6 protein-coding genes are annotated in these 14,459 nt (G+C 46.0%); all 6 read left to right on the top strand.

All coding sequences use genetic code 11. From position 1 onward, the window contains the following. Window positions 1-9: 9 nt before the first annotated feature. The 6 genes from J2W55_RS18880 to J2W55_RS18855 all read left to right on the top strand — a co-directional run bounded on the left by J2W55_RS18880 (window position 10) and on the right by J2W55_RS18855 (window position 14,424). Complete coding sequence (locus J2W55_RS18880; RefSeq protein ID WP_310099305.1) at window positions 10-2,838, top strand: glycoside hydrolase family 95 protein; 2,829 nt, start codon at window positions 10-12, stop codon at window positions 2,836-2,838. Window positions 2,839-2,895: 57 nt separating this feature from the next. Beyond that, a complete protein-coding gene (locus J2W55_RS18875) occupies window positions 2,896-6,408 on the top strand; it encodes a malectin domain-containing carbohydrate-binding protein (RefSeq protein ID WP_310099302.1) in 3,513 nt (1,170 codons plus the stop codon). Between the two features lie 10 nt (window positions 6,409-6,418). Then, window positions 6,419-9,184: a family 78 glycoside hydrolase catalytic domain gene (locus J2W55_RS18870; RefSeq protein WP_310099299.1), complete on the top strand. Its 2,766-nt coding sequence runs from the start codon at window positions 6,419-6,421 to the stop codon at window positions 9,182-9,184. A gap of 13 nt (window positions 9,185-9,197) precedes the next feature. Continuing rightward, window positions 9,198-10,322: a glycoside hydrolase family protein gene (locus tag J2W55_RS18865; RefSeq protein WP_310099297.1), complete on the top strand. Its 1,125-nt coding sequence runs from the start codon at window positions 9,198-9,200 to the stop codon at window positions 10,320-10,322. A 3-nt stretch (window positions 10,323-10,325) separates the two neighbouring features. Then, a complete protein-coding gene (gene galB / locus J2W55_RS18860) occupies window positions 10,326-12,734 on the top strand; it encodes a beta-galactosidase GalB (RefSeq protein ID WP_310099294.1) in 2,409 nt (802 codons plus the stop codon). Between the two features lie 136 nt (window positions 12,735-12,870). Further along, window positions 12,871-14,424, top strand: a complete 1,554-nt coding sequence (locus J2W55_RS18855) for a sodium:solute symporter family protein (protein WP_310099290.1) — start codon at window positions 12,871-12,873, stop codon at window positions 14,422-14,424. Window positions 14,425-14,459: the final 35 nt, after the last annotated feature.

The raw sequence follows: 14,459 nt of genomic DNA, 5'->3' as shown, positions 1-14,459 counted from the left end.
TTAGGGGATATGAAAAACAAAAGGCACCTGGCCCTTAAACACATAGTAACAGCCATTTTATTAGTAATGGTTGCTGATGCGGCCCGCTCGCAAACCGATTTGAAATTATGGTATAAACAACCGGCCCAAAAATGGACGGATGCCTTACCCATAGGCAACGGCCGTTTAGGGGCCATGATATTTGGGGGCGCAGAAGAAGACCGCGTTCAGTTTAATGAACAAACTTTGTGGACGGGCAGTCCGCGGCCTTATGAGCGCAAAGGGGCGGTAAAATACCTGCCGCAGATCCGCCAGTTACTATTTGATGGCAAGCAACCCGAAGCCGAAGCCCTGGCCCAGCAACACTTCATGGGCATGAAAAGCAATGAGGCCAATTATGCTCCCGATTCTACTAAATGGTTAAAAAAAGTAAGCGCTGTTGTTGCTCCGGCGGCCCCGGGGTTTAACGACAGTAAATGGAAAACTATTAACCTGCCCGCTGCCAATGGCTGGGAAATAACTCCCGGTTTTGAGGGTTTGGACGGTGCCGTTTGGTTGCGTACAACGTTTGATATGCCAGCAAACATGACCGGCAAAAACATGGTACTGAGCATTGGCCGTGTGCGGGATATAGATCATACCTATGTTAATGGTAAGCTGATAGGTTCGGCCGCAAATACAGCAAATCGTAAATACACCATACCCGCCGGTTTGCTGCACCAGGGCAAAAATACTATCGCTGTTCAGGTTATTAACTTTTTTGATAAGGGCGGATTAACCACCGTCAAAGAAAAATTTGCTGTATATCCCGAAGGGGAAAATCCGGAGAACGGCGTACTGTTAAAATCTCAATGGAAATACTGGATTCAAGATGACAATCCACCGTCGTACCCGCGCTACAATGCCGATTACCAGCCGTTTGCTGATGTGTACCTGCAATTCCCTAAACAGGCGGTAACTGATTATATGCGCGATCTGGACATTAGTAATGCTACCGCCCATGTGAGCTATAAGGCCAATGGTGTTACCTACACCCGCGAATACCTGAGCAGCGCGCCCGATCAGGTTATAGCTATTCACCTTACCGCCAGCAAGCCCGGCAGCATCAGCCTGAAAGCATTGCTGAAAAGCCTGCACAAAAATTTTGTTACCCGCAAGGTTGACGATCATACGCTGGCTTTATCGTTAAAGATCCGCGACGGCGTTTTAAAAGGCGTAAGTTACCTGCATATACAAACCAAAGGCGGCAAGGTGCTGGTAACTGCAAACAATATTGCCGTTACCGGTGCCAATGAAGCCACGTTTTATTTAAGCGCGGCAACAAACTTCAAAAATTATCATGATGTATCAGGCAATCCCGAGGCTATCTGTAAAAAACAAATAACCGTTATTGAGCATAAAAGTTATGCAGCCATTAAAGCTGCCCATATAAAAGATTACCAAAAGTATTTTAATACATTCTCTATTGACCTGGGCAAAGGGGTTAATGCCGATCTTCCAACCGATGAACGCATCCTGAAATTCAGGGAAACACCCGATCCTTCGTTCATCACACTTTATACGCAATATGGCAGGTATTTGCTCATTTCATCATCGCGACCAGGCAACGGTCCCGCCAATTTACAGGGTTTATGGAATGACCTGCTTACACCGCCATGGGGGAGTAAATATACCACCAACATTAATCTGCAAATGAACTACTGGCCCGCCGAGGTGCTCAACCTGTCGGCATGCAGCGAACCGTTTTTTGGTATTGTTGATGACCTGGCGCAAACCGGCAAAGCAACAGCCAGTGAACATTACGGCGCGCCGGGCTGGGTGCTGCACCACAATACCGACCAATGGCGCGGTACCGCGCCTGTAAATGCCTCCAACCACGGCATTTGGGTAAGCGGCGGGGCATGGCTTTGCCATCAGTTGTGGGAGCATTATCTGTATACAAAGGACGAGGTATTTTTAAGGGATCGCGCTTATCCCGAAATGAAGGGTGCGGCCGAATTTTTTGTTCACTTTTTAGTGAAAGACCCTAAAACTGGCTACCTGATAAGCACACCGTCCAATTCGCCGGAGCACGGCGGGCTGGTAGCCGGGCCAACTATGGATCATCAGATCATTCGCGATCTGTTTAAGAACTGCATAGCCGCGTCAGAACTTTTAGGGATTGACAAAGCCTTTGCCGATACGCTGCGGCTTAAATATAACCAGATTGTTCCAAACAAGATAGGTAAATACGGACAGCTGCAGGAATGGATGGAGGACAAGGACGACACTACAGATACCCACCGGCATGTATCGCACATGTGGGGGGTATTTCCCGGTACTGATATTACCTGGAAAACCCCGGAACTGATGAAGGCCGCCGAAAGATCAATGCACTACCGAGGCGACGAAGGTACAGGCTGGAGCATTGCCTGGAAAGTGAACATATGGGCCCGGATGAAAGAAGGCGACCATGCTTACCTTATGTTCACCAAATTGCTGTCGCCCGCCGATGTAAGCTCCGGTAAAGAAAAAGGCGGCGTTTACCATAACCTGTTTGACGCGCACCCGCCTTTCCAGATAGACGGCAATTTTGGCGGCGCGGCCGGATTGTCAGAAATGCTGCTGCAAAGCCAGGGCGATGATATTGAACTGCTGCCCGCCCTGCCATCAGCCTTAACCGAAGGGGCTATAAAAGGTATTTGCGCCCGCGGCGGTTTTGATCTGAACTTTAGCTGGCAAAGAGGAAAGCTGCAAACTTTGGAGGTGCTGTCAAAAAATGGCGGTACCTGCCACCTGCGCTACCAGGATAAAACCATCAGCGTTGAAACACAAAAGGGCAAAACATACCGCTTTGATGCCGGTTTAAAACAACTGTAAATAATGGGCAGGGGCATAGGTTATATTAAAGGGCAAATACTAAATCACCGATTGGTTATGATGCTTTTGATAAGTCTGCTGCCCGTTTTTGCCCCTGATGCCGCATTTGCACAGCAAAATACCCGGCAGGATATCGCATTGAATACCAACTGGCGTACCATTGCCGGTGATGACAATATCAAGGCCCATCCCGGTTTTGAACAGGCCGGCTTTGCCGATAAAAACTGGGAAATGGTTAACGTGCCCCATAACTGGGATACTTATGAAGGCTATCGCCGCCTTAAGCACGGTAACAGGCATGGAAGTGCCTGGTATAGGAAGGAATTCCCCCTGGCGGCCAAACAGGTAGGTAAACGTTATTTTTTATGGTTCGAAGGCGTGGGTTCTTACGCAACGGTGTGGCTTAATGGCAGGCAAGTAGGTTACCATGCCGGCGGCCGCACCTCTTTTACACTTGATGTTACGGATGCCATAAAAGCGGGCAGGCAAAACCTGCTTTGCGTTCGTGCCGATCATCCGGCTTACATTAAAAACCTGCCATGGGTATGCGGTGGTTGTTCTGATGATCCGGGTTTTTCGGAAGGATCGCAACCTATGGGGATCTTTAGGCCGGTACACCTCATGGTTACCAATGAGATAAGGGTTGAGCCTTTTGGCGTACACATCTGGAATGACACCACGGTATCAGAAAAGTCGGCCACCCTCAACCTTGAAACCGAAATTAAAAATTACGGCAGCCGGGCTTCATCCATAAAAATCACCAGCACCCTGGTTGACCAATCCGACCGGTCAGTAGCAAAAACCAGTTCCACAGGCAATATAAAGGCCGGTGATAAAATGGTGATCAAAAACGCATTGAAAAGTGTTAAAAATGTGCATTTATGGTCATTAAATGAGCCGTATTTGTACAATTTGATCACTCAAATATGGGAAAATGGTGCTCTAAAAGACCAAACAACAACACCCTATGGTATCCGGTGGATCAGTTGGCCCATCGGCCGCAACAACGGCGATAACCGGTTTTATCTGAACGGGAAACCTGTATTTATAAACGGCGTTGCCGAGTATGAACATTTGATGGGTAAAAGCCATGCGTTTACCCATGCCGGCATAAAAGCAAGGGTAATGCAGGTAAAAGCGGCCGGTTTTAACGCTTTCAGGGATGCCCACCAACCACATAATTTAGCCTATCAGCAGTATTGGGACAAGCTGGGTATACTTTGGTGGCCGCAATATTCGGCACATATATGGTTTGATACACAGGAGTTTAGGGATAGTTACAAAGCCTTGCTGGTCGACTGGATAAGGGAGCGGCGTAATAGCCCGTCGGTTATTCTCTGGGGCTTGCAGAATGAAAGCAAGCTGCCAGCTGATTTTGCCAAAGAGTGCAGCGACCTGATCCGCAAACTTGATCCTACCGCCTCATCGCAACGCAAAATAACTACCTGCAACGGCGGCAGCGGCACAGATTGGGATGTGCCCCAAAACTGGACAGGCACCTATGGCGGCAATCCCTTAACCTATGGTGAGGATTTGAAAAAGCAAATACTGGTAGGCGAGTATGGCGCCTGGCGCAGCCTGAGCCTGCATACCGAAGGGCCATTTGATCAGAACGGCCCGCTGAGCGAAGATCGCCTTAACCAGTTGATGGAGACCAAAATACGTTTGGCCGAATCGGTAAAAGATAAGGCTGCCGGGCATTTTCAATGGTTATTGTATTCGCATGAAAATCCAGGCCGTACGCAGGGCGGAGAGGGCCAGCGGGAGCTTGACCGGGTTGGGCCCGTAAACTACAAAGGTTTATTTACATCCTGGGGGCAGCCTACTGACGCGTTTTATATCTACCGGGCCAATTACGCGCCAAAGGACAAAGAACCAATGGTTTATATTGTATCACATACCTGGCTTAACCGCTGGCTAACTGCTGGTAAAAAGGATAGCATAACCGTTTATTCCAATTGCGATGAGGTGGAGCTTTTTAATGATGTTGGGCATACATCATTTGGTAGGAAGAAAAGAAATGGCATCGGCACTCATTTTCAATGGGATGGCGCTGATATTCAATATAATGTTTTGTATGCGACAGGCTATGTGAACGGAAAGCCGGTTGCCCACGACCAAATTGTACTTGATCATTTACCTGTCGCTCTGCATTTAAATAGCGGCAAAACAAACCCGGGACTACTTAAACCCGCGGCCGGTTACAATTACCTGTATCGTATAAATTGCGGCGGCCCGGATTATAGAGATAGCTACGCTAATTTGTGGATGGCAGATAAGCATCAGGATGATAAAAAACAACCCGGCTCCACATCGTGGACCGATAGCTTCGTTGGTATGCCGGCATTTTTTGCAAGCCAGCAGCGTACGTTTGACCATATAAGCGGAACAAACGATTCGGCTTTGTTCCAAACCTTTAGGTATGGTATGGATAAGTTGCATTTTAACTTTCCCGTTCCTGATGGCGATTACCGGATTGAACTCTATTTTACCGAGCCCTGGTATGGTGCAGGCGGCGGTATGGACTGTACCGGGTGGCGTTTATTTGATGTTGCTATTAACGGTAAAACCAGGATCCGGAACCTTGATATTTTTAAAGCGTCCGGGTATGCTCAAGCGCTGAAAAAAACCATCACAGCCCATGTGACCGCAGGGATGCTTACGGTTTCATTCCCCCATGCGGATGCCGGAGAAGCTATTATATCGGCTATAGCTATCAGTACTTTAAATCAACAGGCAACAGCGGTGAAAGCTAACAGCGGGATAATTAAACTATTAAAAGCAAATAAAGACTGGTCGGTTCAAAGCTGGTTAGACATCGGTCAAAAACAATATGCCGACGCCGGTATAACCTTTAGCAATTTACCGCCCGCACTTTACGGCGCCGATTGGTTACGTACTGGTAATTCTGCCGTTTCGGATAACCCCGTGTTCACAATAAATGCCGATGCTGATGTTTTTGTAGCTATGGATATCGCACCGGAACAAAAACCGGCATGGCTAAACGACTATGAAATAACCGGGCAATCAATAGAAACCGATGCCAATGGCGGGCATAAATTACCGCTTTACCGTAAACGTTTTAAAAACGGAGATACCATCTTGCTGGGTGCCAATAAAGGTAAATATATGTATACGGTAGCTGTGTTGCCCGTTACCGCCCTTGAGCCGGCAACTGACCTGCGCAAAACCATAAGTTATAAAGCCGAAACGGCCCAACTGCATGAAGGTGTAGTAAAAGACACCCTGAACGGAAAAAGTGTGATCAGCTTTAAGGCAGAAAATGGCAGTGTGTCATTTCCGGTTACGCCCGGTGTAGCAGATCTGTATGCTTTGCGCATTAAATATTATAATCCTGCAAATGAGACTTTTACAGCCGGTATAAAGCTATTAGCGGCTGATGGAACAGTAATGAAAGAGGAGCATATCAGCTTTAAGCCTGTGCCCAAAAATAAATCAGGTACGGTAGCTACAACTACAGGTACAAGTATCAATGCCGGGAATTATAAGCTGGTAATTACCGGTATACAGGCCGCTGGTTTATATATATCAGGAATTGAAATGCAGTGACGATAATAAAATGATGATAAAAAGAATTTATATACTGCTGTTATTATTACCCGTGCAAACCTTTGCACAGGGGTTAAAAGTGGTCAACTTGCAATGTGAATATAAGCAGGACCCGCAAGGTGTTGAAGCAGCGGCACCCCGGCTAAACTGGCAGTTGCAGAGTAACAGGCGTAACATATTGCAAACCGCTTACCGGATATTGGTAACTGACGACGAGGATAAACTAAAGACCAATTTGGGCAATGTTTGGGATTCAAAAAAAACTAATTCCTCAGCTTCATTGCAGGTAGTTTACAGAGGTATCAAACTCCAGGCGGCAAAAACTTACTATTGGAAGGTAATGGTTTGGGATAATCACGGACAGGTTTCGGCCTGGAGCAGCGTGGCCAGCTGGCAAATGGGATTGTTAACCAAAGCCGACTGGAATGGTGCCGATTGGATAGCCTATGATAAACTGCCCGATACATCGGCTATTGTGCCGTTTTATCATGGCAAAGGGCCAAAAAAGTTGGGCCAGGCAAATGATATACTGCCGTTGATGCGTAAAACCTTCAGCGTAGGCGATCAACTGAAAAAGGCTACGCTTTACGTTTGTGGTTTAGGTCATTTTAACCTGAGTTTAAATGGTAAAAAAGTAGGCGATCATTTTCTCGACCCCGGCTGGACAAAATATGACAAGCAAGCCTTGTACGTACCATTTGATATTACCCATGATTTAAAAGCAGGCAAAAACACCATCGGCGTAATGCTTGGCAACGGCTTTTATTACATCCCGCGGGATAAACGTTACCGCAAGCTTACCGGCGCTTTTGGCTACCCCAAAATGATATGCCGCCTGGTGGTTGAATATAGGAATGGAAAAACTGAGAACCTGGTAAGTGATGCTTCATGGAAAACAGCGCCGGGTCCCATTACTTTTACCAGTATTTACGGCGGCGAAGACTATAACGCCCACTTGGAGCAGGTTGGCTGGGATATTAATGGTTTTAACGACGCCAATTGGCGTAAAGTGATCATTATTGATGGCCCGCCGTTGCTAAACGCCCAAATGGCCGATCCGTTGAAAATAATGCAGGAATTTACGCCTCAAAACAAAACCAAGTTGGCTACAGGAGCATGGATATATGATATGGGGCAAAACTTCTCCGGCGTCCCGCAGATCACTGTTCAGGGCAAAAAGGGCGATACCGTAAAGATCATCCCGGCAGAATTGGTTAATGCGGATGGAAGCGCTAATCAGAAGGGATCAGGCGGGCCGCATTACTACAATTACATTTTAAAAGGCGATGGCATCGAAACCTGGCAGCCTCAGTTTACTTATTATGGCTTCCGTTATTTACAGGTAGAAGGTGCCATTCCGCAAAATGAAATCAACGCCAAACAATACCCGGTGCTCTACAGCATAAAAGGTTTGCATACCCGCAATGGCGCCGCCACCATGGGCAAGTTCACATGCTCCAATGAGCTGTTTAACCGTACTTTTAAGCTCATTGACTGGGCCATGAAAAGCAATATGGCCAGCGTATTTACTGATTGCCCGCACCGCGAAAAGTTGGGATGGCTTGAAGAAGCGCACCTGGTTGGCAGCTCGCTGCATTACAATTATGATATTGCCGGCCTGGCGCGTAAGTGCATCAATGATATGCGCATAGCGCAAACGGAAGATGGACTGATCCCCGAGATAGCACCTGAGTTTGTAAAGTTTGAAGAACCGTTTCGCGACTCGCCAGAGTGGGGCAGCAATGCCGTTATTTTGCCCTGGTATGTATATCAATGGTATGGCGGTAAGGCGGTGCTCATCGAAAACTACGATATGATAAAGCGCTATTTAACTTACCTTGATAAAAAGGCGGATGATCACCTGCTTTACCAGGGTTTGGGCGATTGGTATGATCTGGGACCAAAGCCACCGGGTGTTTCACAATTAACCCCCAGGGGCATCACGGCTACAGCTTTGTATTATTATGATCTGAATATTGCCGGTAAAATAGCCATGCTGCTGGGTAAACCTGCCGATGCGGCGGCGTACAAAAAGTTGGCCGCGATGGTTAAGCAATCCTACAATAAAAAATTCTTTAATGCCGATACCAAACAATACGGCACCGGGAGTCAGGCTGCAAATGCCATGTCGGTATATGCAGGCCTGGTTGAACCGCAATTTAAAACCGCGGTAATAAATAATATAGTAAAAGATATCCGCGACCGGGGCAATAGTCTTACCGCCGGTGATATTGGTTACCGGTATCTACTGCGGGTGCTTGACGATGCGGGGCGGTCAGATGTGATCTACGATATGAACAGCCGTGATGACAAGCCTGGTTATGGCTATCAGCTGGCCCACGGTGCCACGGCCCTTACAGAATCATGGGCGGCTTTGTCGGCTGTATCAAACAATCATTTTATGCTGGGGCATTTAATGGAATGGTTTTATAGCGGACTGGCGGGCATTCGCCCATCTAATGACGCTATCGCATTCAACAAGATCGAGATCAGACCGCAAACGGTTGGCGATATAACCAGTGCCGCCGCCAGCTACCAGTCGCCCTATGGTACTATCTCCAGCAGCTGGAAAAAGGATGCGGGCAAATTTGAGCTGGCAGTAAGCGTCCCTGCCAATACAACTGCAGTTATCAGCTTGCCGGTAAGTAAAAGCGCCTTAATTACAACTGACGGGCAAAGCATCAGGAATAAAAAAGATATGAAATTTATAGGCTATCAGGATGGTAAAGCATTGATAAGCGTAGGCTCGGGCAATTATACATTTATAGCCCGGTAACAGGATTTTATTTATGAAAAATACATTTAAACAAGTTGTACTATTTATTTGCCTCCTGGCAACAGCCCGGTTATGCGCGCAAACCCAGCCCAAAACGGTGTCTGACAAAGTGATGCAGGATATTTACCAGCAGGTAAAAACGCCCTATAAATATGGTTTGGTAATAGTGCCCGACAGCAATTCAAAAAAAGCGGATTGCCCCAGCGTTTTCAGAAAAGGGAATAAATGGTACATGACCTATGTGATATTCAACGGCCGGGGTTATGAAACCTGGCTGGCTGATAGCAAAGACCTGCTGCACTGGAACAGCCGCGGGCGTATCCTGTCGTTTTCAGACACCACGGAATGGGACAATAACCAGAAAGCCGGGTATATAGCTTTGCAGGATTATAAATGGGGCGGCTCATACGGGCTTCAAAAATATCAGAACAAGCACTGGATGTCGTACTTTGGCGGGCATAGCAGAGGGTATGAAAAGGGTTTACTCTCCATCAGCATAGCCTATACCCATCAAGATCCAACCACGGTGCATGAATGGCAGCGGCTTGGTCATCCTGTGTTATCAAGTATTGATAAAGATGTAAGCTGGTGGGACAACCATACGCAATATAAGCAAACCGTTATATGGGACAAAAACAAGCTCACGGGGCATCCTTTTGTAATGTATTACAACGCTAATGGCGATAGTGTTAATAAAAAGCGCGGTGCCGAGCGTATTGGTATGGCTGTTTCTGATGATATGCTGCATTGGCAGCGCTTTGGTAAAAACCCAGTGCTTGATCATGGCGATGGTATTACCGGCGATCCGTACATTCAGAAAATAGGGGATGTTTATGTGATGTTCTACTTCGGCGCGTTCTGGAAAACCGGTACTTCGGGTGTGTTTAACCGTTTTGCCGCCTCTTATGACCTGGTGCACTGGACCGACTGGACCGGCGACAAGTTGATCGAATCATCAGAACCTTATGACAATATGTTTGCCCATAAATCATTTGTTGTGAAATACAAAGGTGTGGTATATCATTTTTACTGCGCGGTAAATAAAGCCGACCAGCGGGGTATAGCGGTAGCTACATCAAAAGATCTGGGTAAAAGTGAGTTGAATTTTGTTACGCCGCCGGTAAAAAAGAAAAAATAAGATATGAGATGTTGTTATTTTTTACTGGTTGGTCTATTATGCTGCATTTTTGAGGCAAATGCCCAAAGCGGGCGTAAGACAGAGAATTTTAACACCAACTGGAAATTTTTTTTAGGCGATAACCCGCAAGCGAAAAACACAGAATTTAATGATGGTACCTGGCGCAGTTTAAATTTGCCGCATGATTGGAGCATTGAAGGCACCTTTGACCCTAAAAACCCTACCACACAAGCCGAAGGCGGCCTGCCCGCCGGTATTGGCTGGTACCGCAAGCGTTTTACCATACCGGCATCATCAACAAATAAAAGCGTATTTATTGATTTTGACGGAGTATACCGTAACAGCGAAGTTTGGATAAACGGACATTACCTGGGCAAACGGCCAAACGGGTACATCTCTTTCAGGTATGATCTGACGCCTTATTTAAAATTCGGCGGCCAAAATGTAATAGCTGTCCGGGTAGATAACGCTGATCAGCCAAATTCCAGGTGGTACACCGGCTCGGGCATATACCGTAATGTGAGGCTGGTTACTACCGCAAAAACGTATCTCGTTAATTGGGGAACATTCATAACTACTCCGCACGTTGATGATAAGTCTGCCAAAATAGCTTTAAATATATCGGTATATCAACCTGCAGCCAAGGGGAGAATAACCTTGGAAACCATTATTTACGATGCGGCCGGAAAGGTTGTGGCACAAAGAACATCGCCGGTAAAAAACAGTAAAGATACAGTTGTAATGGTAAGCCAAAATTTGCAGGTAAACAATCCCAGGCTGTGGTCTGTAACCGACCCTTATTTGTATAAAGTAACGGTTAAAGTATTTGAAGATGGCAGGCTTGCGGATGATTATACCATGCACACCGGCATCCGCTACTTTAATTTTGATGCAGATAAAGGCTTTAGTTTGAATGGTAAACCCCTGAAAATATGGGGCGTTTGTATGCATCATGACCAGGGAGCATTAGGTGCCGCGGTAAACACAAGGGCAATTGAACGCCAGTTGCAAATACTGAAAGCCATGGGCTGCAACGCCATCCGCACATCACATAATCCGCCTGCACCTGAATTGCTCGACTTGTGCGACAGAATGGGTTTTTTGGTAATGGACGAAGCTTTTGATATGTGGAAGAAAAAGAAAAGCAAGTTTGATTACCATCTCGACTGGGAAAAATGGCACGTAAAAGATCTGCAGGACCAGGTACTGCGCGACCGCAATCACCCTTCCATATTTGCATGGAGCATAGGCAACGAGATCAGGGAGCAGTTTGACAGTACAGGCATCAGCATTGGTCGCGAGCTTGTTAATATAGTGAAGCAATTGGATAAAACCAGACCTGTTACTTCGGCTTTAAGCGAAGCTGACCCGAAAAAGAACTTCATATATCAATCCGGCGCGCTTGACCTGGTAGGGTTAAATTATCATCAGGAGGTATATGCCGATTTTCAAAAGAACTATCCTGGTCAAAAGTTTATCGGTACCGAAAATATGTCGGCGCTGGCTACCAGGGGGCACTATGATATGCCGTCAGACAGTATCAGGCGCTGGCCAAAGGATGGTAAAACACCATTGAAAGATGGCAACCCTGATTTTACAGTATCTGCCTATGATAATGTTTCGGCCTACTGGGGATCAACGCATGAGGAAACCTGGAAGATCATCAAAAAGTATGATTTCCTGTCGGGCCTTTTTGTATGGACGGGTTTTGATTACATCGGCGAGCCAACACCATATTTATGGCCCGCGCGCAGTTCCTACTTTGGTATAGTTGACCTGGCCGGTTTTCCTAAAGATGTTTATTACATGTACCAGAGTGAATGGACAAATAAACCAGTACTTCACCTGCTGCCGCACTGGAACTGGAAACCCGGCCAAACCATTGATGTTTGGGCTTATTACAATAATGCAGACGAGGTAGAACTATATTTAAACGGCAGATCATTAGGAACAAGGAAAAAGAATGGCGACGACCTACATGTAATGTGGCGGGTTAAATATGAGCCTGGCGCGTTAAAAGCAATCTCACGTAAAAATGGGAGGGTTGTTTTAACAACACAGGTAAATACAGCCGGCCAGCCATACCGGATACAGCTTAAGGCAGATAGAGGACATATAAAAGCCGATGGTAATGATCTTTCATTTGTTACCGTTTCTGTTTTAGATAAGAACAATAACCTGGTGCCCAATGCTGGTCATCTTATTAAATTTAAAGTAGAGGGATCGGGAATATTAAAAGCGCTTGATGATGGTTCGCAAACAAACCTTGAACCTTTTACCGGCAATGAACACCATGTATTTAACGGATTTGGCCTGGCTGTTATACAATCAAAAGTAAAACCGGGTGCAATTACGTTGAGTGCTACAGCAGATGGTTTACAAGCGGCAAGGGTTACTATTGAAAGTAACTGACAATTAAAAATGCCAAATGCTAATATCATACAATAGCCTGAAAAAATGTTACAGGAAACAGTAATGGCACAATGTTAAATTTGTTTTACAATTTTAAACCGCAGTATAAAATACAGATGAAAACCCAGTTTAACGCATGAAAGCGCTGCCTGTGCTTGATTTTGCCATTATAGGTATTTACCTGATCGGGATGATACTGGTAGGCTTTTATTTTTCACGTAAAAATAAAAGTGCCGAGCAGTTTACCGTGGCTTCGGGTTTAATACCGGGCTGGGCCATCGGCCTTTCCATATATGCCACATTTTTAAGCAGTAATACTTTTTTGGGTGTACCGGGCAAGGCATATGGAGGCAATTGGAATGCATTTGTATTTAGTCTTTCCATGCCGGTTGCGGCGTGGGTTGCTGTAAAATATTTTGTACCATTTTACCGTAAAACCGGCGAGGTATCTGCCTATACTCATTTCGAAAAACGCTTTGGGCCCTGGGCGCGCACTTACGCGGTTATTTGCTTTTTGCTTACCCAGCTGGCCCGCATGGGTTCGGTGTTTTTTGGTATCGCGTTAAGCCTGCAGGCGCTTACCGGAGTATCTATGAAGATGATCATGCTCATTATGGGCATATCCATTATCTTGTATACTGTATCAGGCGGTATAAAAGCGGTTATCTGGACGGAGGTGGTACAGGGCATCATTAAAACGCTGGGTGCTGTACTTATTATTTACCTGGTGGTTACCAGCATTCCCGGAGGTTTTACAAAGATCATGGAAATTGGCAGGGCTGATAATAAATTCAGCCTCGGCAGCTTATCTTTTGATTTCACGGGGCCAACGTTCTGGGTAGTGCTGTTTTATGGTTTTTTTATCAACCTCAACAATTTTGGGATGGATCAAAACTATATTCAGCGTTATCATGCGGCAAAATCAACTAAGGAAGCGGCAAAATCGGTGTGGCTGTGTGTAGGTATATATGTACCCGCATCGTTCCTGTTTTTTGTGATAGGTTCCTGTTTATATGCTTATTACAGTCAGCATCCTGATCTTATTCTGAACATCAAACACCAGGTGGCTATGGAGCGCTTGCCATCAGCTTCGCCGGGCGAGATCACTAACCTGATGGCTAAACTAACCCCCGCCGACTATGGTGATAAAATAATGCCCCATTTTATGGTGACTAAAATTCCGGCCGGGTTGGTGGGCATTATTGTGGCTGCCATATTATCAGCAGCTATGAGCACTATAAGTTCGGGTATGAACGCCTCGGCCACCGTTTTTACGGTTGATATTTATAAAAGGTACTTTAAACCTGGACTTAACGAAAAACAAACCCTGAATATATTACATATCGGGACCGTACTGTTTGGGCTTGCCGGCATGGGAGCGGGGATAGCCATGATCGGGGTTAAAAGTATTCTGGATATCTGGTGGCAGCTTTCGGGCATATTTGCCGCTGGCATGCTGGGCCTTTTCCTGCTCGGAATTATCAGCAAACAAACCCGTAACCATGAAGCCATCATCGCCACATTAATAGGTTTGGTAGTTATTTTATGGCTTACCTTCCCAACAATTATCCCCGATGAATATGCCGCACTCCGCAGTACTTTAAATACAAATATGATCATTGTAGCCGGCACGCTTACCATATTTCTGACAGGCGTATTTTTAACAAAAACAAGGCAGCTTTCGGTATAAAATATGTTAATTTCTGCATGAAAAGCTTCAAAAAA

The organism is Mucilaginibacter pocheonensis, from assembly GCF_031456535.1.
In the GTDB taxonomy this organism is placed as follows: Bacteria; Bacteroidota; Bacteroidia; order Sphingobacteriales; family Sphingobacteriaceae; genus Mucilaginibacter; species Mucilaginibacter pocheonensis.
Note: the sequence above shows the minus strand (reverse complement) of the source record. Positions and strands in the feature narration are given on the sequence as shown.

Excerpts from the sequence above, each read along its gene's own strand:
- J2W55_RS18880 (WP_310099305.1), top strand. The coding sequence starts at position 10 with ATGAAAAACAAAAGGCACCTGGCCCTTAAACACATAGTAACAGCCATT.
- J2W55_RS18875 (WP_310099302.1), top strand. The coding sequence starts at position 2,896 with ATGATGCTTTTGATAAGTCTGCTGCCCGTTTTTGCCCCTGATGCCGCA.
- J2W55_RS18870 (WP_310099299.1), top strand. The coding sequence starts at position 6,419 with ATGATGATAAAAAGAATTTATATACTGCTGTTATTATTACCCGTGCAA.
- J2W55_RS18865 (WP_310099297.1), top strand. The coding sequence starts at position 9,198 with ATGAAAAATACATTTAAACAAGTTGTACTATTTATTTGCCTCCTGGCA.
- galB (WP_310099294.1), top strand. The coding sequence starts at position 10,326 with ATGAGATGTTGTTATTTTTTACTGGTTGGTCTATTATGCTGCATTTTT.
- J2W55_RS18855 (WP_310099290.1), top strand. The coding sequence starts at position 12,871 with ATGAAAGCGCTGCCTGTGCTTGATTTTGCCATTATAGGTATTTACCTG.